Raw genomic sequence first — 19,603 nt, 5'->3', positions numbered from 1 at the left:
CCGCCTACTCCTCCGAGCCGTCGGGGATGTCGGTCTCGCCCACCGGAGTCGGCACCGTGTCTGTCGTGCCGGTCACGGCCGTCAGATCACGCCCGCCAGCCTCGATGAGATTGCCGATGTGGAGTCGCAGCGCAGCGCCGGAGACGTCCGTCGACGCCTGCCCGTTGATCTCCTTGTAGAGCTTCGCGGTGTCGAGGTCGCGGATGCGGACGAAGTCTCCCGACTCGAGCACGTACACCCACAGGCTCGACCCGCCCTTCGGCATGTCGCCATGTTTGAAGAACCGGCCGGTCCCGGACTGCATGAGCAGCTTCGTGACGGCGTAGTTCGTGTCCACGAGCACCTGTGCCGGGGTGCGGCCGCTCTTGAACTTGATCCCGTGCCAGGTGGCGCGGGCGATCTCTTCCGCTGTGGGCATGATCTCTTCTCCTCCGCTCCCCGCAGGGATGCCGTCGAATCGGTGCTGGTCCTCGTCGATGAAGTATTCGAAGTGCCAGGGCTCCTCGAGCTTCCCGTTGCGGTAGACGGTGCGCCGCCAACCGTGACGCGCCATGAGCGCGATGAAGCGTTGCGCTTCGTCGGAGTCGATCGCGTTGCCCCAGCAGTGCACCGACATCCACGACGGGTACGCAATCGGAGCCCACGGGCCCGTGCCGTTGAGGTACGCCTGGTACCGGGCGTAGTTCCGGTCCGCGTCAGCCGCCGACCGGCCCGCCTCCGTGATCTGCATGGCATGCCCGAGCGCCGCGTCGATGCGCCAGATCGATGCGGCCGCTTCGGGAGACGCCCACCCGCGGCCGAATCCAAGATCAGTCATGTCAGTCCACCGGGTGATCGAAGTCGATGATGTACCGCCCGCCGCTCGACAGCGGGTTGTTGGGCACGCCCTGGCCGAGGGTCACGAGGCCCTCCTGATCCATCGAAGGGAAGTAGGGCACCGCGCTCTCAACGCCGCGCATGGTGGGCGTCTCGGTCACGTTCGAACGCCAGCCGACAGGGAGACGCAGGATGTTACCCGTCGTGAATGATCCCGCGCTGTTCATCGACGGGGCGCCGGTCACTCGCTGTACGACGGCGCGACCACGGACGCGGCCCTGCGAACGCCGGAACCGGGTCGAGGACAGCGACCATGCGCTGTTCACGTTGATGCTGAGGTCGTTCACCCATCCGGTGTCGCCGACGTCGTGAGAGACCCACTGCGCGCTGCCGAACGCGTCGATGGTGCGTTCCCACGCGATGTCGCCGATTCGGATGCGGGTGCCGACACGGTTGGCGTACTGCAGCGCGAGCTCGTCGACGGCGTACGCTCCCCCGTCGCCACCCCAGAGCCGCAGATCCCGATACTCGACGATCTGCGACTGCCCCGCCTGCACACGCACAAGCGCGAGCGGCTGGTCGTCGACGGTGCCCGGAGTCTCATCTCGGGTCGGGATCTGCGCGGTCGCGCTTCCCTCGATGCTGTCGAAGCTGGACACGTTGCCCTGCCAGTCGCGGTGCGCGACGATCAGGTGCCACACCGACCCGGACGCGGGCGCCGTGAGCGAGGGCAGCAGCGCGTCCTCGGTGGTGCGGTCGAGCACGCCGTGCCCGAATCCGGCTCCGGGAGCGATCCGCGCGACCCGGTCGCCGACGCCGGCGGTGACCTTCCAGTCGCTCGCGCCGAGCACACCGTACGCGTTGCCCCCTGCGGCGGCGACGAGCTCAGCCCACTGCGGTTCGTCGACCGTGCCCTCGTATCCGACGCTGTCGGTGATAGGAACGGGCATCATCGTCTCCCTTTGTCTCTGGCGTCCTTCGCGAGACGCGCGATCTGACGGGCGAGCTGCACGTCGGTGTCGGCGGAGTCTTCGATCTCCCCGACCCGCGGGGTGACGATCACTCCCTCTTCGGCGCTCTCGGTAATAGACACGGACAGGCGCTGCAACGTCTCGACGGGACCGATGTGCACGGCCGCGAGGTCACCGAGCTGGTAGGTGCTGCCGAACATGAACCGGTCGGTTTCGACCAGCTCGGTGGAGATCCCGATTCGCGCTGCGGTCTCGGCGAGGGTCTGGTGACCGTCGATCGTGAGGTCGGCGCCTTCCTCGGTGTTTCGAGCGTCGACGAAGCCTTCGATGATGTCGCCCCAGGACGACTCGCGGTCGGTGTAGATGACCTCGACGAACTCCCTGTCGGTGCCGTCTCCGCGGCCGCCGACGACGCAGCGGGTCATGGTCGGCGCTGACCGGTCGAACGCGTACGCGTCGGGGATGCCGGTCGCGAGGGTGAGGATGCCGGGGACGGTCTCGGGCTCACGGACGTCGACGACGATGCCGGTCTCGGTGTACTCGAGCGTGACGGTGAGGTTGTCGGCGTCGAGCAGCGGGATCAGCTTGTCGGCGAGCGGGTGCATCCGGAACTGGGTGCGCACCGTCGACCCGCGACCCTGCGTCGGTGCGACCGTCCACGGCACGCCGAGGCGGGTGAAGTTTTCCGCCAGCGCGGTCTTGAACACGGTCTCGGACGGGCCGGTATAGGTGCGGTAGTCCTGGAACTGTGACCAGAGCGGCGCGTCCGGCACCTGTCGGCCGTGCCAGTCCCACAGCTTCCGCAGGTCGCCCTCGACGTTGACGGTGACGACGCCGTCCGGGCCCTGCCCGGGTGTGGACTGCACGCGGCCGCGGAACTGTTCCACGCCTCGGAACCAGACGCCGCACCGGGCACCGTCAGCGGTGATTGCTGGGAGCGCGGGGTGGTCGTCGTCGAGCAGGAACGTTGCCGTGGGGATCACGTTCGGTCTCTGGTCTGACCCGGCCTCGAGCCCGGAGAGGTCGAGTTCGTACGCGTCGGTCTTGTCGTAGATGACGAACCGGTGTCCGTCCACGTCCACCACCTCTCAGAACGCGCGGAAGTACAGCGGGATCAGGTCAAAGAAGATCGACCCGGCACCGGTCGCTGCGACCGCGAGCGGCACCGAGCTGGCCGGCGGGATGGTCGCGTAGTCCTGCAGCCCGAGATCCCGGGTGACGTCGTCTCCGACGAACAGGTCAGTTGCTTCGGGGGCCACAGCGTCACCGAGCAGCGCCGTGGGTCGCCGAGGGTCCGTGTCGATCCGCAGCATCTCCCCATCGGCGACGGGGAACGGGACACGGATCAGCGTGTCCCCGACGCCCAGCTCGATCTCGGTTAGCGGTCCGACCGCCCACCAGATCCCCCACGCGTCCACGTCGCCCGGGTTAGGGATCGACGCTGACGCGAAGTTCGACGACGACGAGATCGTGAACGGCGGGCCGGTGAAGAACGGTGCGGACGCTGGCGCCTGCCACGGGCCACGCCGGATCCGCTTGCCCTTCCAGAACGGCTGCGCCGCCTCGAGCGCGATGTCATACAGAGCCCATCCCCGGATGAGCGGGTCGAGCTCGTACACGTGCGTCTCGTCGAACACGCCGGTCAGCTCGAGCGTGCGCGCACCGCGCCCACCGTCGACCGTCCATGTGCCGGCCTTCTCCGGGTGGATCGTGTCGAAGAACTCACCGTGCCGGGCGAGCCACTCGTCGGAGCCGTCCGCCCACAGGTAGAGCGGCCAGAACACGTCACGAGACTCAGCCCGCCACCCGCGGAGCCGCTTCCCCGAGATCGCACGCGACGTCGACGCGTTCTTCACGATCCTCGGGAAGTGCAGCCCCTCCACGCCCTTCCGGTAGAGCACGGCGCCGGACGCCTGGTCGACGAGATCCCACACGGAGCCGTCATGCCCGGTCCACACCGACGTGATGCCTCGCCACTGCAGCGGCGCGACAGGTGCGGCGAGCGGGGGTGCGCTGACGATGAGCGGGATCGACATCAACGCACCTCCGCTTCACGGAGGGCACCCGTCCGGGCAACCCTCCGCCGCTTCTTCTTCTCCATCGCGGACGACAGCTGTTCCGCCGTCTCCCGCGTCGTGAGGCCCTGCAGGATGTACGTGTCGCCGTCGGCACCGTTTCGGCGCTCAGATGAACGCTCAGGGCCAGCCGTGCCCACATCCCCGGCACGGGTCCGGGTGACAGCGGCGGTGATCGTCGTGGAGACGGTCCCCATCGCGGTCTGAGCCTTCGCGGCGGCGTCCTTCGCCATCCCAGTGACGGCGTCCGTGAACGTCGGCGCCTCATCCTCGATACCCAGAGCCGCACCACGGACCACGTCCGGAGCGGTGCGGCGCATCAACCGAGACGGCGATGCGATACCGAAGAAGTCCTTGAACCCGTCGAACGCCGCCGACGCGACGTTGGAGATCGCGTCCACGACCGCGCCGACCATCGACCCGAGACCGTTGATGATGCCCTGCACGATCTGCACACCAAGGTCGGCCCAGTCGACCTGTGTCAGGCCGTTCCAGATCGCCTCGATGATCTGCGGGAGCATCGCGATGATCTTCGGGATCGCCTGCACGAGACCGACGATCAGCGACACGACCAGCTGGATACCTGCCTCGATCAGCTTCGGCAGCATCGTCAGCAGACCGACCACGAGCTGCACGACCAGGTTGATGGCCGTGGTGATCAGCTTCGGTAGTGCGTTGATGAGTCCGGTGACCAGCGACAGCAGCAGCTGAATACCGGCCTCGATGATCATCGGCAGGTTGCTGATGATCGCGTCGAGGAGACCCATGACGAGGTCGAGGGCTGCCGTGAGCAGGGTCGGCAGGGCGCTGACGATGCCCATGACCAGGGCGAGGAGCAGCTGGATGCCGCCCTCGATGATCATCGGAAGAGCCGAGACGATCGCCGTGAGCAGCCCGGTGACGAGCTGCACGGCCGCGGTGATCAGCAGCGGGATCGCGGTGACGATGCCCTGAATGAGCGCCATGACGAGCTGGATCGCACCGGCAATGATCGCCGGGAGAGCCCCGACGATCGCGGTGATCAGGCCCTGCACGAGCGCGAGCGCCCCGGTCGCGATCGCGGGGATCGCGGTCACCAGACCCTGCACGAGGGCGTTCACGATCTGCACCGCGGCGCCCAGCAGCGCCGGGATCTGCGACACGATCGACGTGACGATCTGCGGGACGAACGTCGCGAGCTGCGACACCATCCCCGGCAGTGCGCCCACGACCTGCGAGATGATCCCGGTCAGTCCGGACACCAGCCCGGAGACGTCGCCGCCGGAGAGCGCGAACGCGCCCATCGCGGCCGCGGCGATTCCGAGCGGTCCGCCGAGGAGGCTGAGCGCTCCGGTGAGACCCGGGATCAGTGCGGAGAGCGGGCCGAGGCGGGCGAGCACCCCGGCCAGTCCCCCGGCACCGAGCGCAGCGAACGCTGCACCGAGCGGGGCGACGATGCTCGCGATCCCGCCGAGCCCGACCGATGCGAGGGACGCGCCCTCACCGATCCGGTTGAACAGGTTCGTGAGCCAGTCCATCGCGGGACCGAGGACATTCAGCAGCACACCGCCGAGCGCCTTCGCCCGCTCCTCGATGGGACCGAGCGCCGACGTCGCGGCAGAGATCAGCGGACCGATCTTGCCGTAGATCGGCTCGAGCGCGTTCGCGCCGATCCGACCCATGGAGGCGAGGAAGTTCCGCGCCGCACCGGGGACCGTCTGACCGATCTCCTTCGCGACCGTTCCAGCGGCGGCCTCGGCAGCCTTGGAGAACGTCTCGAAGTCGACCTTGCCCTCGGAGGCCATCTTGAAGACCTCGCCGGCGGTGACACCCATTTGATCGGCCAGGGCCTGGTAGATGGGGATACCGCGGTCGGCGAGCTGGGAGATGACGTCGTTCTGGACACCGTTCGCCTGCGTGGCGGCACGGTTGAAGATCGACCCCATCTCCTCCATGGAGATGCCCGCCGCGGAGGCGTTGTTCGCGATGTTCTTCAGGTGGCCCTGCAGCTGCTCGCCAGGCTTGATCTGCGCGGCGACCGCGGCGGCCGCGACGGTGGCAGCCTCACCGAGGCCGAACGCGGTGCCCTTCACCGAGGCGAGGGCGTCGCCCATGATCGTCTCGACGGCGGTCGCGTCGTTCCCGAGACCGGTGAGCTTCGCGCGTGCCGTGTCGATCGCGGTCAGGCGTGAGAAGCCCTTGCCGAGCGCGACACCGATCCCGGCCGCGGCGACCGTGACAGCACCGGTGGCGGCGCCACGGATGCCGTTCGCGAGCGCGGTGCCGGCGGCGGATGCGGCGTTGCTCGCCGCGGTCGTGATCGACCGGAACGCGTTCGATGCGGCCGGGCCGATCGCGGCCAGCCCCGACCGGAAGTTCGACACGAGGCGGGACGCGGCGGGACCGGCGACAGCGACGACCTTGGAGAACGCGGCCGACACCTGCGTGGTGACGGGTCGCATCCACGTCGCGACGCGGGAGCCGAGCTGCATGAACGGCGTCGCCAGGGTGCGGCCCGCGTTGAGCGCCGCACGACCGATCGGTGCGAGCGCTGTCGCGACCGTGCTGGCCACGCTCGACACCCACCGCGACGTCGCCGCCCACGCACGCGCGAGCTGCCCGCCGACCATCGTGGCCAGCGACGTGAACGTCGAAGCCACCTGACGGGCAGCCTCGCGCGCCATGCGAGCCAGATACGTGAGACCGGTGAGATCAGACGCGGCCCGGAAGATCCCGCCGATCGATCCGGCGAGACCCGTGAACGCGGACTGTGCCGCCCGGGCGTCGGTGAACCCGGACCGGAAGTTCGCGAGCATCTGCCGCACACCACCGGATGCACGTACCGCGCTTCCAGTGACTTCGTGCTGCGCTACGCTCAGCGCCTCCTGCGCCGCCCGCAGCCGTGCCGTCGCGGCCGTCACGGCGTCCGTGGTGGCCTGCTGGGTGCGTCGCACGGACGCGAGACGCTCCTCAGCGGCGGCGGCCTGCGACGACCCCTCCCCCGACCGCTCGATAGCCTCCTGCAGGCGCAGCTCAGCGACCCGCACACGGCCGGCATCGTCCTGCTGCTTCAGCCGCACCTTGGCGAGTGCCGCCGATGCCGACGCGACCTTGCTGGTGAGCTTGGTCATCTGCGCAGCGCCGAGGTCACCAGCGGTCGACGACAGCGCCGACTTCATGTCCCGACCGAGGGTGCGGCCGGTCTTGGTGCCGGTGCCCTTGAAGCTGCGATCGAACGTCTTCGAGCCGGCCGCGCCGGCGTCCTTCGTGCCACGAGTCACACGGGACTTGAAGCCCGTCATGACCGGGAAGATGCTGACGTGACCGGAACCGACCTCGGACGACATGGCACCTCCCGTCAGCTGGCGAAGACGATGCCGTCCTCGAGTTCGGCTTGCGCCTTCGCGACCTCATCGGCCGACGCCGACGGCTCCGCGCTCCGCGGGTTCTGCATGACCCACGGCATGACCTTCTTCGACGCGTTCCGGTCACCGATCGCCGCCACGAGAGTGAGCAGCGCAGGGACCGTCGCGGGATAAGCCCACCCCGCGAGCACCGCGCCGAGCGTTGTGCCGGGGTCGGAGGCGGCCTCCTCGAGGAGCAGCTTCGCCTCACCCCATGTCAGGCCGTCGCCCAGGTCCGAGATGCCCACCCCGAAGGTCTCGCGCAACGTGCGCGCTACCGGGCCGCGGTGCTCTCGGATGAGCCGGGCGACGGCGACTATTCCGGGCGGCTCGCTCCCTGGATGCGCTGCAGCACGTCGAAGTACTTCATCGCCATCTGTGCGACGTCGGAGATGTCCTGACGGCTGAGCTCGCGCACGTTCTCCTCGCCACCGACGACGAGGATCAGGGAACGGAACTGGTCGATCTCGTTCTCGTGCTCGGCCTGGAGCGCGTCGACGTCGTCGAGGCTCAGCGCGAGGGAAGCCTTCACGATGGTGCCGTCGTGGAACCGGCCGACGAACGTGCGCTCGACGATGATGTACTTCACCTCGGGTGCGATCGCCGCGATCGCTTTCGTCTCGTCGTCCTCCGACCAGTTGTCGAAGTCGTACTCGGGTTCGGCCGGCTTGGCGGCCTTGGTGGTGGTGCGTGCGGCCATGACGGCTGCCTCCTATCGGGGTTCTCGGGTTCGGGTTGAGACTGGCCGGGGCGACCCGATAGCACCCCGGCCAGTCGTCTGCGTCAGGGCTCTGCGACGACCGGGACGGCCGGGCCCCACTGCCAGAACGGCGCGTTGTTGAACAGCGCATCCTCCTGCCAGGTGAACGTCACGTTCGCGCCTTCGACCGAGCCGCGCTCGGACTGGTCGGGTTCGACCGAGGTGATCGACGCGACGCCGAGCTGCCGCTTCTCCGTGCCGTTGCGGTACTTCGTGACCACCAGCAGGATGAACCGGTTGTTGGGCAGCGACGAGGACACCTCGATGACACCGTCGGTGTCGGGCTCGGCGCCTTCGATGAGCGACTGCACGGCGGCGTTCTGCTCGGCGAGGCCGATCACGACGGTGCGGGTGCCGTCGCCGGCGAGGGTGTAGCCCTTCTGGAAGAACTCGATCGCGTCGCCGGACTCGCGCGCGTGAGCGGGGCCGCCGTCGGTCTTGTACAGGCCGAGCTTCTTGTACTCGGCGGGCAGGACGAGCGGGCTGGCGCCCAGATCTGCCTTCGCGATGACGTTCGCTTCGAGAACCGGCGCGAACGCGGCCAGTCCGGTGATGGGGACGCCAACGGCGTCCAGGTCGTTGCCCTGAGAGTCAGCGGCCATGGGTGTTACTCCTTCTCCCGCTGAGCGGGCTCGATGTGGGTGTGGTGGCTCACCAGGAGCCGGCAGCGACGTACTGCGCCGTCATGTACCGGCGCGCCACGTCGAGCGATTCGGGGACCGCGTACGGTCCGTTGCAGCCGTCCTCGACGACGGCCGCGATCGGGCAGTCGGGTTCGAGCACGATGTCCGGGTCATGCAGCAACGCGGCGAGCCAACGCGCGAGATCGTTCGTGGGCCCGTCGTCCTGCCGCGATCCGCCGAGCACTGTCGCGCCGATGGAACGGTCGAAGGTGACCCGGGAGAGCTTCGGGCCAGAGTCGTCACGGATCACGATCAGCGGCCGAGGAAGCGGGAGGGAGAGATCCTCGGGCTCCTTGTTCCCCACCTCGACGTCGATGTCCTCGACGCTGGCGACCTGGCGCACATAGTCGGTCAGCCACTGCTCAAGATCGGGCGGAGTGACGCGGTACCGATTCGGGGTGCTCAAGATGATCGGCTCCGACACCTCGCACCGCCTCTCACTTCCCCGCGGCCTTCAGTGCTCGCGCGAGGTTCCCGGTCTTCGACTCGATCAGCAGCGTCTTTGGGTCGTTGCCGACGACGCGGTACACGCGGCGGTAGCGAGACTCGCGCGTCTCGACCCTGATCTGGTCTCGATAGGACCCGGTGTCGACCGGGGCCGTGCTTCGAGCGATTCCCGCCGCCGACTGGGCCGCTCCTTTCGACAGGCTGTCGACGCCAGCCGAACGGAGGATCGTGTCGAAGAACGCCTGATTGAACTCGACGGTGGTCTGTCCTGCACGAGGCATCAGCCGGTCACCTCCTCGACGTTCAGCACGAGCGTGGGCCGCCACCCCGTGAAGGGGTTCTGATCCCGCTCAGGCCGTCCGGTGACCGTGTGCACGGTGCCGTCGGCGGCGCGCACTCGGTCGCCAGCGACGACGTCGGCTTCCGGGTCGAAGATCACGATCTGCTTCGTCGTGGTCCGCTGCTCTCTGACAGCGTCGGTGCCTGCGGTTGAGCCGCCCGAGGACCAGGCGCCCGACAGCGACAACTCGACGGGTGGCTGGGACCAGTCCTCCACCGTCCGCTCCGGGTTGTACCGGTCGGGCTTCCGCTGCGCCCGGAGTCGGGTAAACGGTTCCAGGTGCTGCGGCCGGTCGTCAGCGATCCAGTCGAGCGCGCTGCTCATCGACTCCCCCACTCGAGGCGGTAATCGGCGAGGGCTTCCCGCTCGGGGAGCAGCAATGGGATGGAGATCGGCGCGCCACGGTCCAGCACCCCGCCGCGCGAGGAGCCATTGACGGATTCGGATGCGTCAACCCGGCCGGCGTTCGGTCCGCGCTTGGCGACGCCGGCGATGATCGCGGCCACCTCGGGAACTTCGTCGAGGTCGTAGCCGTGGGTGAGAGTCACGGTGATCCGGCCGAGCCGGTCCGTCCACGTCCCCTCGACCAGACGCAGGATGCCGGCACGGGAGGTGTCGACGTTCGCGGTGACGTCGACACCGTCGTTCAGCACGGACGTCAACTCGACGACCCGGAGGGACGGCAGAAGCACGTCTGCACCGCCGCGGCCGTCGAGGGTGATGGTCTCGGTGATGGTGGGGGCCACATGCCAGCCACAGAACCGGCGGACAGCGCCGTGCGCTGCCTTCAGCCAGAACCCGGCATCGATGACCGTCTGATCGCCCACGATGGGCGGGATCGTCGGTGGCATGCGGCCCCCTCCTCGTTACTTGTCCGCCGCCGGGCGACCGCGGCGCTTCACCGTGTCGGGCTCGCGGACCTTCGTCACCTCGGGATCGGCGACCTTCGTCGCACCCTCCTCGACCGACTCGGTCTCGTCGCCCTCCGACTTGGAGCCGCCACGGGCCTGCTCGAGCTCGCGATCGAACTCGGCGCGACGCTCAGCGAGCTCCGCCTTCAGGTCCTCGGCGGCCTTCGCGCGGGTGGCGTCGAGCTCGGCCTGCAGCTCGGCACGCGCCTTCTCGGCCTCCGCCTGCGCCCAAGCGTCGCTGTCGGCCACGGGCACCTTCGTCTGCACGGCACCGGCCGTCACGACGTCAATGCGGTTCGCGTCCTTCGGCGAGTAACGGACGTTGTTCTTCACGACCATCTCGCTCATGCCGCCGACTCCAGCTCGATGACGGCGAGCTTCGCCGGCTGCCGGAACAGCTGCAGCGCGCGCAGCTCGGCGCGCACGTACACGAGGTTCCGCTGCGCGTAGTCCTTGTGCTGGTTGAACGCGAGGATCGAGAGAGCCTCGAAGATCAGCAGCTGGAACGCGCGGAAGTCGCCCATGAGCGCCTGCCCCTGCGGGATCGACGCGGACGTGACCCGCGGGACCGCCCAGATCGACTGCGGCCCGGTCCCGAAGGGGCCATTGCCGTAGAAGCGCTCGTTGGCGTCCTTGAGGAGGTCGAACGCCTCGTCGTCCTCGGGGTTGAGGACGATGGCCTGCGGGATCGTGTTCGACGTTTCCCGCAGCAGCGTCTTGCCCTTCCGGACCGACGTGACCATGTCGGTGTTGAACGCCTGCTGCAGCACCCCGGTGGTGTTCAGGATGCCGTTGGGCTCACCGTTCGCGTCGTCGCCGAGCAGCACGACACGCTCGATCTCGTCGCGGAGGTTCTGCGTCAGAATGCCGTTGATCAGCGACGCGAGTGCGCCGTCGTCGTTGAGCTCCTGCTGCGTCGCCTCGATGCCGTCGGCGTAGGTGTGCGCCTTCGCATCCGCGGTGGTGGTCGCGAGATCCGAGATCGGCTTGAGGTTCGCCGCGACGTTGTTCGCCTGCGCCTCGGGCACGATCGCCGCGTTGTTGGTCACCGAGATCAGCTGACGGTACTCGAGCCACTGGGCGTTGGTGACGCCCACGGTGATCAGGTCCAGCAGCGTGTTCGGCTTCCGGTAGGTGACGTCCTCGATGCCCGGGAGGCGCGTCGGGGTGGTGTCACCGTTGTCGATCGTGTTCAGCGGCGCCTTGATGGCACGGACCGACTGTCCCTTCGAGGCCACAGCGCGAGCGGTGATCGAGATCGGGGTGTCCTTCGACGGCCCGCTCGGGTTCTGCTCGCGGAAGGCCTTCAGCGCAGCCGAGCCGACGAACGCGTCACCGAGGGTCGTGGGGCGGTCGCCTCGCGCCTTCCGTGCCGCGGGCTCGTCGGCGTCCTGCGCGTGCTGGTCCTCCTCTTCCACCGCCGACTTCAGCGAAGCGGCGGCGTCCTCCTGGGCCTTGATCTTCTTCTGGGTGTCGTCGATCTCGGCCTTCAGCGCCGGGATGCGCTCGACATCGGCCTCGGTGAGGTCGTCGGCGCTCTTCTTGCGCAGCTCGGCGGCCTCAGCCTGCAGGGCCGCGAGCTTCTGCTTGAGATTCACGTGGAATCCTTTCTGGCCCCTGCGGGCCCGTTGGTGATCAGGTGATCAGGTCGAGCAGCGCAGAAGCCCTCTTCTGCGCCACGTGGAAAGCCCCCGAGTCTTCGGGGGCTTTGTCCGCTTCGCCGGGGTCCGGCTCCGCATCCTTCGGGTGGTCTTCGTCACCGGGTGGTACCTCTTTGCCCGGGGCGTCTTGCTCGGTGGCGGCGACCAGCTCGGCCGCCGACTTCACATCGATCAGGCGCGTGTCCGGGTTCGCGCCGCGCAGCACGAGCGATACCTCGACGAGCTCGAACTCGTAGATCGCCCAGACGTCGCGGCCGTCCTTCTCGACCCGCTTGATGCCGGAGGCAGGCTCGAACCCGCCGATCGAGAACTCCTTGATGCGGCCGCTCTTGAGCAGACGGAACGCCTTCAGCGACGTCGGGTCGTCCATGTCGAACTGCATGGTGACGACCAGGCCCTCGTCGGTCTCCTCGCCCTTCGCGGCGGCGAGGTGGGCGTCCATCTCGTGCCAGTCGTGGTTCCAGAGGATCGGGATGGGGTCGTCGCCGAACCGCTCGAGCGAGTCCTTGAACGCGCCGGGCATGATCATCTCGTCGTAGGAGTCGACGACCTCGAACACCGACACCAGGGCGGTGACGGTGCCCGCGTCGGCGTCGGCTGCCTTCAGTGAGGCGTGAAAGCTCTTGCGAGCCTCCTTGGCTGTGACGGTCATCTCCGCCCCTTTCTGGAGAGTCATGCGGCCGGCTCTTGGTCTTCGCCGACACCGCGGTCATCTGTCGGTGTCCCAGTGACCCCGTCCTGCGGGGACGCCTGGCCCCCGACAAGGACGTTCATCGGGATGATGAGTTCCTCGGTGCCGTCCTTCTTCGGGAGGTTCACGGCTCCGCGCGCCTCGGCACGTGTCATCCACGGGCCGCCCGTCGCGGTGGATAGGAGCTTTGCCTGCTCGAGCAGCGAGCCGTTGATCGCGGCCTGCCGATCGAATTCGCCGTACACGTCGTCGCCACCGAGCGCCGGTACGATCTCGGCGTTGAGCGCGTGCTCGTACTCCGTGAAGTAGGGGCCAAGCACGGGGCCGAACAGCATCTGCCGGAAGGCGGTGATGTTCGAGAACGTGCCTTCACGGGCGCCGACGAGCTCGGGCGGAACGTAGAACGCCGAGGCGACCTCCGCATCGGTGAGCTTCCGACCGTCGATGTCGAGGGCGTCCTTCGGGGAGATCGAACTGGACCAGTCCTCCCACTCCATCCCGTCCTCGAAGATCGGCGCACCGCCGGCCTTCCCAGCTCGGAAGTCACGGAACGACTCGACCCATCGTGTGCGCTGTGTCTCTCCCCACTTCGGTGCGGTCAGCGGGCGCTTCACGATGCCGGAGAACTTCGGTCGTTCATCCCACACCCGGCGCCGCCAGTCGACGGACTCGGCCTGCTCACGCAGGATGGCGTCCAGGGTGGTGAGTGGAGAGATCCCGTCTCCTGACCAGGAGTCCCAACCGGTCATCACGGCGAGTGGCAGTTCGGTCAGGTCGACAGTGCGCCCAGCGACGTTGACACCGACGAACTCGATCTCGTCGAGCGCGTTGGACTCGATCACGAGAGAACGGGGCGGGATGCGCCGCGGTGCGCCGTCCACGAGCGCGACCGCAGCCCGGTCATACAGGCATCGGTCGACGGTGAGGCGGTACAGCAGCGAGTAGCCGGTGACGAACCGTCGCGGCACTCGGAACGCCCGCTCAGCTGGTGACCCCGACACGCGGCGCCGGTCATCATCCTCGACTCGCTCGAACGCTTTCCACGGCACGCCGGCGACGTTCCGAGCGATGAACCCGACGACCTTCCGGACGGAGGGATGCTCCTTCCACGCCTTCTCGGGCGTGAGCTTCGGTGCGTTCGTCGAGGCGTACAGCGGGGCGCCGGGGTCGGGGGTCAGGAACGGTACCGGACCGCGCGTAGCGAGACCCGTGAGCGGGTCGGGTGCGGCCTTCACGATCTCCGTCCCGACGGCGAAGCTGACCATCAGGCGAGCACCTGCACGGTGATGACGCTGCTCGCGTAGACGATGACCGTGCCGGGCACCTCACCCTGTTCGGTGCTGACCTCCGTAAGACGGATGCGCCCGAACCGCCAAGAGCCGGTCGTGCGTCCGGTGATGACTGTGCCGTCGACGAGGGACACCATCACTCGGCGGCCCGCGTTCAGGTGAGCGCGGTCCATCCACCACATCAGCAGCCCGCACAGCGCGAGCGTAGCGACGACCGCGACGAGTCCAGCAGCGAGCGTGTCCATGGGGTCTCCCTTCTAGGCGACGAGGAGACCGTGGTCTTCGTACGCCGATGCTTCGACCTCAGGCATCGCCTCGAGGCCATACGCCGCGTTCGACACCGCCACCAGAGGCGCGATGTCGACGGGTGAAGCCTCCCGGTCCCATACCTTGACGTCGTTGAGCTTCTTCGCGACCGCGTGCTTCACGGCCTGGTCGAGTGCCTCCTGGCCCCGGTGACGCATGCGCCGGTCGGCGACACGGTCGAGCATCTTCCCGGTGCCAGCGCCCAGCGCCGGACCAGAGACTTCGATGACCTGCAGGCCGAGCTTCCGCAGCGGCTCGGCGAGCTCGGACGCGTTGCATCCGCGCGCCTGCACTGCGACGAACTCGATGCCCCACTCGTCCGCGATCGCCTTGACCCGGTCGGGCACTCTCGTCATCCGGGTCAGCACGTCGATCACCTCGAGGTGCTGCAGCCCGTCGACACGCCACCCGGCGACACCGATCCAGGTGCGCTTCCGATCTGACGAGGTGTCCACGCCGAGCACGACGGGCGACTTCGGCGCGATCTCCGATCCGGTCGAGATGATCTGTCCGTCGTAGGAGACATCCGGGCCGTCGGCGAGGAGCGGCCACGCCTCGACGTCGAGGTAGGGCGTCACCGACGCGGTCACCCAGATGCCGAGCACCTCGGTGCGCGTGACGTGCTCGGGCTCCCCCGACGCGAGGTCGGACAGGAGCGTGTCGACCTCGTAGCCGTACCCGATCGACGGGTTCGACTGCAGGTAAGCGTCCGGGTCGTCCAGCCGACAGTCCTCCGGCGCCGACCACTCGAACAGCCCGATCGACACATCGTGCGTGTTCGCGAACTCCTCGACCGACGCGATGCCCTGATCGACGTACCGCTGCCACTCGTCGAGCGCGGCGATCGCGGCATCTCGGATGTCCTTCAAGACCACCGATTTCGCGTCGCCCGCCGATGAGATCGCCCACATCTGCGAGTTGAACGTGCCGTTGAGGGTCTTCGACAGCGCCGCCCAACCGTCCCAGTTCTTCTGCTCACGCAGCTCGTCGAGCACGGCGCGGGAGATCGAGTCACCGCGGCCGCCGCCCGACGTCGACGCGGCGATCTGATACTGAGCGCCGTTCTTCAGGACGATCGCTTCGGAGCCGTTCGACTCCGACGGCGGCATCGCCTCACTGACCAGCGCCGGGACGATCGCCGCACGCTCCGCCGGGGAGAATCGGCCCGGCCACTTCTCCACGTTCGGATTGCAGCGGCGCAGCACCCGCTTCCAGACCTTCTTCGCCGTGTCCTTGTCCTGCGCGGTGCCGAGCACCAGGAACTCATCCGCCGACAAGTGCTCGGGAAAGCTGTCGGAGTCGACGAACAGCCACCACAGGGCGAGCACCTCGATCAGCTTCGTCTTCCCGTTCTGCCGGCCGACGATGATCACGACCTTGCGGAACCGGTATCGGCCGTCCTCGAGCAGCTCGAGCGCGTGGATCAGAAGCCACTTCTGCCACGGCCGAAGCTTGATCCCAAGGAACAATGCCGCGAACTCGATCACGTGGAACCCGTGCGACGTCTCGGGCGTCAGCTCACGCAGCGGCCGCGTCCACAGCCGAGGAGTCGTCGACCCCTTACCCGACCGAAGCGCTCCCCTTAGCTCGCTTGAAACGCGCAAAGTCCGTCACCCCCGCGTCCTCCGCCGGCTCAGTGGCCGGCGCCGCATCCTTCTCCGCCTTCTCGACCTCCGACGCGCCCGCCGAACCCGGCGCCGACGCCAGCACTCGCCGCACGTCCTTCAGCGCCGACAGGTAGTCCGCACGTGTCCGGGCGCCGCCGCCGGCGTCCATCTCGGCCGCGAGATCCTTCAGCAGCTCCACCAGCGGAGCCTCCTCAGCCACCTTCAGCAGCCCCGAAGCACGCAGCATCCGCGTCACCGCATTCCGGTGTCGGCGAGCAGCAGCCATCAGCGACCTCCAGAGGCGGTGAAAAACGGTCAGTGTGCGCGGGGAGAGAGGAAGCGCGCCGCGCGGGAGGTGGGCCGCACGTGGCCTCCTGGAGGCGTAAACGCCCCTCCCCCGTCAGAGTGGGATGCGGACACCGCGTGTTTGCGGTGGAAGGGGTGTTGGGGGTGGGCTGTCGTGGTTGGTGAGCGCGCGCATGAATGCCTGTGTGGCGCGTCGCACGTCGGCGGTGATCTCGTTCACGTGGATCGTGGACGCATCCTTGCGCGTCGTCACCCGGAGTGGGATGTCGATGCTCGCTACCTCGCTTGCGTCGTCTCCGACGGACAGGGTGATACTGACCTTCGCGACCCCTGCTGTGATTGCCATCTGGGTCTCCGTTCCTATTCGGTGGGTACCCATTGGCGGGAGAGGATGCCGAGGCCGCCGATGGCCATGCTGTTGCCTCGTGCTTCGTTGCACTCGGCACAGGAGGGTCGCCAGTTCTCCGGGTCGTAGTAGAGCTCGGGGTGGGTGCTGGCGGGGAAGAAGTGGTCGCGTTGGAAGCGGCGGGGGTTGTCGAAGTCGTCCCAGGGGGCGTCGTAGTCGATGGTGCAGCCGGAGAGCCAGCAGGGGAGGTCGTTTGCGGCGCATTCGGCTTTGAACTTCGCCTTCGCGATCCGGTCGGCTCGGGTGCTGTTGTGGTGCTGGCTCATTCGAGGCCGGCGGGTGCGTATAGGCCGACGACGATCGCCTTGCCGACGCGTTCGCAGTCGGCGCGGTTCTCGTACCCTTGGCCGCCGTCGGTGGCGATGACCTGCCCGTTGCTGGCGATGAGCCGCCACGCCCACTTCCCGTCGGTGCGCTTGTAGAACTCGATGCGGTTCATCCTGGCCTCCTGGCGTGTGGGAGGGGCGCCCGCCTTGGTGTGGTCGTGGCGCCCCTCGTTCGGTGCAGGTGCTCCTGGCCAGAGGAATCGCTAGCCATTGTGGGAGTCCTTAGAAAGAACACCGGTCTATGCGGCGCGTCGGCGCCTTTCCCTCGCCTGTTCGCGCGAGCACGCCCGGCAGAACTTGTCCACCAGGCCTGAGGCTCGCCGGATGGGGCGGAGGTTGTCGTCTGCCCAGAGGTGACCATTCGGGCAGTGTGTCGTCGTGGCTCGTCCTCGCCGTCGCTGGTTCTCCTGGAGAGTGACGACCTCGAGGTGGTCGACGTTGATGCAGGCGTGGTCTCGGCAGGTGTGGTCGATGGTGTAGCCGGCGGTGATCTCGCCACGCTCGATCGTGTAGGCGACCCGGTGCACGAGGTAGTCCTGGCCCTGAAGTTTCACCCGCCCGTACCCGTCCCGGTCGGGAGGCCCCTGCCACAGGAGACAGCTACCGCGTGGCTCTGAACGAGCCTCGAGGATCGACTTGGCCGTCTGCCCGCGTCCGTTCACGAGCGGGATACTCCTCGTCGCAATGAGTACGTCGACGCGAAGGTCTTCATGCTCCATCGCAGGGACCTCCTGTCGCACAGACCCCACTCGGCCGGGAGGAGCGTGCTCTCGCGCCGGCGACGTCGTGTGTGCGCGGCGGCTCTACTCCCGGCCGAGGGAACGACGAAGGCCCCGGGAGCAGTTGGAGTGCTCGGGCCGGGGCCTTCGTGAGTTGTGTCTGATCTTGAAGGTAAGGGGTGAAAGCGAACTGGTGTCAACTCTTGTTCGGGACACGGCGTGTCTAGCCCTGTGCTTCCATCTGCGCGGCTATCTGGGCGCGTAGGCGCTGCTGGTGCACCGGGTCGTTCTTGAGGCGTTGACGCCACCATGCGAGGAGGGTGCGCTGCTCGACGACGCGGACGCGTTGTCCGTTGCGGGTCTCCCACTCCATCGGCATCCCGCGGGCCCGCCAGTACTGGATAGCGCGGCGTGAGCGACCAACGCGTTTCGCGGCCTCCCGATACGTGAGAGTCGGCATCGTCTACCCGGTCTTCCAGCAGGGTCCGGTGTGGGTGCAGGGCTTCTGCCACTCGTGGGTGTCGCAGGCTTCGATGTGGGCGGTGAGCTTCGACCCGAGGGCAGGGTCGTTCTCGTCCTCGGTGACTGTGTCGCCGCAGCCGGTGCAGGTCACGTCAGCCATCGGAAGTGCGCCCTTCGGTCGGTTGGGAGCCGCCGCGCTTCGATAGGTCGTTGAACACTCGCCATGCCTTCCCGCCCTGATCCAGGGTCGAGAGGTCCATCGACATGCGCAGTTCCAGCACCTGTTTCACGTCGTCGGGCGTGAGGTCCGCGATCTCCATGACCCACCCGAGGACGTCTAGTCGCTGCTCGGCGTCGCGCCGCCAGAGGATGTAGGCGAGGCACGGGCCGTGGTAGACCTTGCCGTCTCTGTTGCTCGTGGCGTGGCGGGCGTCTCGGGACCACCGGAACCGGTGCCCGCAATGCGCGCACCGCAGTGTGGCCCAGCGCTTGATCTCCGTCAGAGACTTCATCCCTCTGTGCTCCGAATCGTGTGATTCGTTGCGTGCTGTGCGGCGGCTCGCGCGTCTGGGTGGAGACCGTTCGTCAAGGTCCGCTTGACCATCCGGAGCGTCTCGACGACACCCTCCCCGTAGTCGCTGATCGCGTTCTGGTACATCGGAAGGCCGAGGCAATAGTCGACATATGCGAGGAGATCATCGGCATACCGCTGAGCATCGCTGGTCTCGGTGCGTGCGCGGGCACGCTCCCCCTCCAACAGGGACGACAGCCAGCGGTCGAACTCGGCCCCGCTCGCGGTGCGGTCGTATATGGCCTTCGCGTCCACGTAGCCTTCGCGCACATCTCCCGTGGTGGGCGTGTACTCGTCTGCGGTGCTCATGAACCAGACCCCTCCCGCTCGTAGACGTGCAGCACCAGCGGCGGTGCGATGACCGTGGCCCGGTATTCGCCGGCACCGTCTGGGATGTCATGCCCGGTACCGAACAGCTCGAACACGCGGAACTCCTTCCCCGCTTCCGGGTCGACCTCGAACCACAGCGACACGGCGTTATGTTGGAGAGATCCGGGGTTGATGAACTCCGCGGAGGCATGCACGAACCGTGCGCCACCCGGCATCTGGAAGGTGCCGACCGTCTCCCGGAAGTAGTTGATCTGGTACTTCCAGATGGTCCTCATTCCGCACCTCCACTGTTGCCGCGATCTGTAGCTTCGTCGCTACCCTCAGCCGCGAACGGATCGTAGCCGTTGAGCGCTTCGATGATGAGCCGCAGGTGGTCCTGCATCTCCGCGGCACCGGAGCAAATGTCGACCTGCGTGTCGATGTCGATCAACAACGCCCCTTTGTCCTGATCGACGCCGATCACGATCGTCGTGTTGCGCGCCCTCTCCACCGCGGCGGCAATTGCCTCCGCTCCCGTGTCATGCAGGTTGAGGCTGGTCATCG

The 19,603-nt window shown here is 67.7% G+C and carries 28 protein-coding genes; all 28 read right to left on the bottom strand.

The features are described 5' to 3' along the window. Positions 1-4 precede the first annotated feature (4 nt). The 28 genes from IM777_RS08860 to IM777_RS08725 all read right to left on the bottom strand — a co-directional run bounded on the left by IM777_RS08860 (position 5) and on the right by IM777_RS08725 (position 19,601). Positions 5-817, bottom strand: a complete 813-nt coding sequence (locus IM777_RS08860; RefSeq protein WP_194383100.1) for a M15 family metallopeptidase domain-containing protein — start codon at positions 815-817, stop codon at positions 5-7. Position 818: 1 nt separating this feature from the next. Beyond that, on the bottom strand, positions 819-1,769 hold the full coding sequence (locus tag IM777_RS08855) for a hypothetical protein (protein WP_194385371.1): 951 nt from the start codon (positions 1,767-1,769) through the stop codon (positions 819-821). Continuing rightward, the gene (locus tag IM777_RS08850; RefSeq protein ID WP_194385370.1) at positions 1,766-2,863 is read right to left on the bottom strand and encodes a Gp37-like protein; all 1,098 of its coding nucleotides are present in this window, start codon (positions 2,861-2,863) and stop codon (positions 1,766-1,768) included. Before IM777_RS08850 ends, IM777_RS08855 begins: the two co-directional genes overlap by 4 nt. Positions 2,864-2,875: 12 nt before the next feature. Further along, on the bottom strand, positions 2,876-3,823 hold the full coding sequence (locus IM777_RS08845; RefSeq protein ID WP_194385369.1) for a hypothetical protein: 948 nt from the start codon (positions 3,821-3,823) through the stop codon (positions 2,876-2,878). Further along, positions 3,823-7,188 carry a phage tail protein gene (locus tag IM777_RS08840; protein ID WP_228481046.1) on the bottom strand — a complete coding sequence of 1,122 codons (3,366 nt, stop codon included), beginning with the start codon at positions 7,186-7,188 and terminating at the stop codon, positions 3,823-3,825. The genes IM777_RS08845 and IM777_RS08840 overlap by 1 nt, the downstream gene beginning before the upstream one ends. An 11-nt stretch (positions 7,189-7,199) precedes the next feature. Next, positions 7,200-7,493 carry a hypothetical protein gene (locus IM777_RS08835; RefSeq protein ID WP_228481044.1) on the bottom strand — a complete coding sequence of 98 codons (294 nt, stop codon included), beginning with the start codon at positions 7,491-7,493 and terminating at the stop codon, positions 7,200-7,202. 68 nt (positions 7,494-7,561) lie between these two features. Then, positions 7,562-7,945 (bottom strand): hypothetical protein, encoded by a 384-nt coding sequence (locus IM777_RS08830; protein ID WP_194385367.1) that lies wholly within the window; start codon positions 7,943-7,945, stop codon positions 7,562-7,564. Between the two features lie 83 nt (positions 7,946-8,028). Then, positions 8,029-8,607: a hypothetical protein gene (locus IM777_RS08825; protein WP_194385366.1), complete on the bottom strand. Its 579-nt coding sequence runs from the start codon at positions 8,605-8,607 to the stop codon at positions 8,029-8,031. Between the two features lie 49 nt (positions 8,608-8,656). Then, complete coding sequence (locus tag IM777_RS08820; RefSeq protein ID WP_194385365.1) at positions 8,657-9,094, bottom strand: hypothetical protein; 438 nt, start codon at positions 9,092-9,094, stop codon at positions 8,657-8,659. A gap of 31 nt (positions 9,095-9,125) precedes the next feature. Continuing rightward, on the bottom strand, positions 9,126-9,416 hold the full coding sequence (locus IM777_RS08815) for an HK97 gp10 family phage protein (protein WP_194385364.1): 291 nt from the start codon (positions 9,414-9,416) through the stop codon (positions 9,126-9,128). Beyond that, positions 9,416-9,799 carry a hypothetical protein gene (locus IM777_RS08810; protein ID WP_194385363.1) on the bottom strand — a complete coding sequence of 128 codons (384 nt, stop codon included), beginning with the start codon at positions 9,797-9,799 and terminating at the stop codon, positions 9,416-9,418. The genes IM777_RS08815 and IM777_RS08810 overlap by 1 nt, the downstream gene beginning before the upstream one ends. Then, positions 9,796-10,326, bottom strand: a complete 531-nt coding sequence (locus tag IM777_RS08805) for a hypothetical protein (protein WP_194385362.1) — start codon at positions 10,324-10,326, stop codon at positions 9,796-9,798. The genes IM777_RS08810 and IM777_RS08805 overlap by 4 nt, the downstream gene beginning before the upstream one ends. Positions 10,327-10,341: 15 nt before the next feature. Continuing rightward, entirely contained in the window at positions 10,342-10,734 is a 393-nt protein-coding gene (locus IM777_RS08800; protein WP_194385361.1) for a hypothetical protein, read from the bottom strand. Next, on the bottom strand, positions 10,731-11,984 hold the full coding sequence (locus tag IM777_RS08795; protein WP_194385360.1) for a phage major capsid protein: 1,254 nt from the start codon (positions 11,982-11,984) through the stop codon (positions 10,731-10,733). Before IM777_RS08795 ends, IM777_RS08800 begins: the two co-directional genes overlap by 4 nt. A gap of 37 nt (positions 11,985-12,021) precedes the next feature. Further along, complete coding sequence (locus IM777_RS08790; protein ID WP_194385359.1) at positions 12,022-12,699, bottom strand: HK97 family phage prohead protease; 678 nt, start codon at positions 12,697-12,699, stop codon at positions 12,022-12,024. Positions 12,700-12,719: 20 nt separating this feature from the next. Continuing rightward, complete coding sequence (locus IM777_RS08785; protein ID WP_194385358.1) at positions 12,720-14,003, bottom strand: phage portal protein; 1,284 nt, start codon at positions 14,001-14,003, stop codon at positions 12,720-12,722. Next, entirely contained in the window at positions 14,003-14,272 is a 270-nt protein-coding gene (locus tag IM777_RS08780; protein WP_194385357.1) for a hypothetical protein, read from the bottom strand. The genes IM777_RS08785 and IM777_RS08780 overlap by 1 nt, the downstream gene beginning before the upstream one ends. A gap of 12 nt (positions 14,273-14,284) precedes the next feature. Continuing rightward, positions 14,285-15,820: a terminase gene (locus IM777_RS08775; RefSeq protein ID WP_194385356.1), complete on the bottom strand. Its 1,536-nt coding sequence runs from the start codon at positions 15,818-15,820 to the stop codon at positions 14,285-14,287. Positions 15,821-15,893: 73 nt separating this feature from the next. Next, on the bottom strand, positions 15,894-16,196 hold the full coding sequence (locus tag IM777_RS08770) for a hypothetical protein (RefSeq protein WP_194385355.1): 303 nt from the start codon (positions 16,194-16,196) through the stop codon (positions 15,894-15,896). A 410-nt stretch (positions 16,197-16,606) separates the two neighbouring features. Further along, positions 16,607-16,918, bottom strand: coding sequence for an HNH endonuclease (locus IM777_RS08765; RefSeq protein WP_194385354.1), 312 nt, complete (start codon positions 16,916-16,918; stop codon positions 16,607-16,609). Continuing rightward, positions 16,915-17,091: a YegP family protein gene (locus IM777_RS08760; protein ID WP_194385353.1), complete on the bottom strand. Its 177-nt coding sequence runs from the start codon at positions 17,089-17,091 to the stop codon at positions 16,915-16,917. The genes IM777_RS08765 and IM777_RS08760 overlap by 4 nt, the downstream gene beginning before the upstream one ends. 126 nt (positions 17,092-17,217) lie before the next feature. Continuing rightward, entirely contained in the window at positions 17,218-17,532 is a 315-nt protein-coding gene (locus IM777_RS08755) for an HNH endonuclease signature motif containing protein (RefSeq protein WP_194385352.1), read from the bottom strand. A gap of 388 nt (positions 17,533-17,920) precedes the next feature. Further along, complete coding sequence (locus tag IM777_RS08750) at positions 17,921-18,157, bottom strand: hypothetical protein (protein WP_194385351.1); 237 nt, start codon at positions 18,155-18,157, stop codon at positions 17,921-17,923. A gap of 3 nt (positions 18,158-18,160) precedes the next feature. Continuing rightward, positions 18,161-18,319, bottom strand: a complete 159-nt coding sequence (locus IM777_RS08745) for a hypothetical protein (protein ID WP_194385350.1) — start codon at positions 18,317-18,319, stop codon at positions 18,161-18,163. Then, the gene (locus IM777_RS08740; protein ID WP_194385349.1) at positions 18,312-18,671 is read right to left on the bottom strand and encodes a hypothetical protein; all 360 of its coding nucleotides are present in this window, start codon (positions 18,669-18,671) and stop codon (positions 18,312-18,314) included. The genes IM777_RS08745 and IM777_RS08740 overlap by 8 nt, the downstream gene beginning before the upstream one ends. Beyond that, positions 18,668-19,039 (bottom strand): hypothetical protein, encoded by a 372-nt coding sequence (locus tag IM777_RS08735; protein WP_194385348.1) that lies wholly within the window; start codon positions 19,037-19,039, stop codon positions 18,668-18,670. Before IM777_RS08735 ends, IM777_RS08740 begins: the two co-directional genes overlap by 4 nt. Beyond that, complete coding sequence (locus tag IM777_RS08730; protein WP_194385347.1) at positions 19,036-19,335, bottom strand: DUF7352 domain-containing protein; 300 nt, start codon at positions 19,333-19,335, stop codon at positions 19,036-19,038. Before IM777_RS08730 ends, IM777_RS08735 begins: the two co-directional genes overlap by 4 nt. Next, positions 19,332-19,601, bottom strand: a complete 270-nt coding sequence (locus IM777_RS08725) for a hypothetical protein (protein ID WP_194385346.1) — start codon at positions 19,599-19,601, stop codon at positions 19,332-19,334. The genes IM777_RS08730 and IM777_RS08725 overlap by 4 nt, the downstream gene beginning before the upstream one ends. Positions 19,602-19,603: the final 2 nt, after the last annotated feature.

This window comes from Microbacterium luteum, from assembly GCF_015277875.1.
In the GTDB taxonomy this organism is placed as follows: Bacteria; Actinomycetota; Actinomycetes; order Actinomycetales; family Microbacteriaceae; genus Microbacterium; species Microbacterium luteum.
Note: the sequence above shows the minus strand (reverse complement) of the source record. Positions and strands in the feature narration are given on the sequence as shown.

What these genes read in the sequence shown, in the direction of transcription:
- IM777_RS08730 (WP_194385347.1), bottom strand. Translation starts at nt 19,335, where the DNA reads ATGAGGACCATCTGGAAGTACCAGATCAACTACTTCCGGGAGACGGTC.
- IM777_RS08785 (WP_194385358.1), bottom strand. Translation starts at nt 14,003, where the DNA reads ATGGTCAGCTTCGCCGTCGGGACGGAGATCGTGAAGGCCGCACCCGAC.
- IM777_RS08860 (WP_194383100.1), bottom strand. Translation starts at nt 817, where the DNA reads ATGACTGATCTTGGATTCGGCCGCGGGTGGGCGTCTCCCGAAGCGGCC.
- IM777_RS08765 (WP_194385354.1), bottom strand. Translation starts at nt 16,918, where the DNA reads ATGAGCCAGCACCACAACAGCACCCGAGCCGACCGGATCGCGAAGGCG.
- IM777_RS08855 (WP_194385371.1), bottom strand. Translation starts at nt 1,769, where the DNA reads ATGATGCCCGTTCCTATCACCGACAGCGTCGGATACGAGGGCACGGTC.
- IM777_RS08830 (WP_194385367.1), bottom strand. Translation starts at nt 7,945, where the DNA reads ATGGCCGCACGCACCACCACCAAGGCCGCCAAGCCGGCCGAACCCGAG.
- IM777_RS08825 (WP_194385366.1), bottom strand. Translation starts at nt 8,607, where the DNA reads ATGGCCGCTGACTCTCAGGGCAACGACCTGGACGCCGTTGGCGTCCCC.
- IM777_RS08745 (WP_194385350.1), bottom strand. Translation starts at nt 18,319, where the DNA reads ATGGCTGACGTGACCTGCACCGGCTGCGGCGACACAGTCACCGAGGAC.
- IM777_RS08750 (WP_194385351.1), bottom strand. Translation starts at nt 18,157, where the DNA reads ATGCCGACTCTCACGTATCGGGAGGCCGCGAAACGCGTTGGTCGCTCA.
- IM777_RS08725 (WP_194385346.1), bottom strand. Translation starts at nt 19,601, where the DNA reads ATGACCAGCCTCAACCTGCATGACACGGGAGCGGAGGCAATTGCCGCC.
- IM777_RS08840 (WP_228481046.1), bottom strand. Translation starts at nt 7,188, where the DNA reads ATGTCGTCCGAGGTCGGTTCCGGTCACGTCAGCATCTTCCCGGTCATG.
- IM777_RS08810 (WP_194385363.1), bottom strand. Translation starts at nt 9,799, where the DNA reads ATGAGCAGCGCGCTCGACTGGATCGCTGACGACCGGCCGCAGCACCTG.
- IM777_RS08845 (WP_194385369.1), bottom strand. Translation starts at nt 3,823, where the DNA reads ATGTCGATCCCGCTCATCGTCAGCGCACCCCCGCTCGCCGCACCTGTC.
- IM777_RS08780 (WP_194385357.1), bottom strand. Translation starts at nt 14,272, where the DNA reads ATGGACACGCTCGCTGCTGGACTCGTCGCGGTCGTCGCTACGCTCGCG.
- IM777_RS08760 (WP_194385353.1), bottom strand. Translation starts at nt 17,091, where the DNA reads ATGAACCGCATCGAGTTCTACAAGCGCACCGACGGGAAGTGGGCGTGG.
- IM777_RS08805 (WP_194385362.1), bottom strand. Translation starts at nt 10,326, where the DNA reads ATGCCACCGACGATCCCGCCCATCGTGGGCGATCAGACGGTCATCGAT.
- IM777_RS08735 (WP_194385348.1), bottom strand. Translation starts at nt 19,039, where the DNA reads ATGAGCACCGCAGACGAGTACACGCCCACCACGGGAGATGTGCGCGAA.
- IM777_RS08740 (WP_194385349.1), bottom strand. Translation starts at nt 18,671, where the DNA reads ATGAAGTCTCTGACGGAGATCAAGCGCTGGGCCACACTGCGGTGCGCG.
- IM777_RS08790 (WP_194385359.1), bottom strand. Translation starts at nt 12,699, where the DNA reads ATGACCGTCACAGCCAAGGAGGCTCGCAAGAGCTTTCACGCCTCACTG.
- IM777_RS08815 (WP_194385364.1), bottom strand. Translation starts at nt 9,416, where the DNA reads ATGCCTCGTGCAGGACAGACCACCGTCGAGTTCAATCAGGCGTTCTTC.
- IM777_RS08800 (WP_194385361.1), bottom strand. Translation starts at nt 10,734, where the DNA reads ATGAGCGAGATGGTCGTGAAGAACAACGTCCGTTACTCGCCGAAGGAC.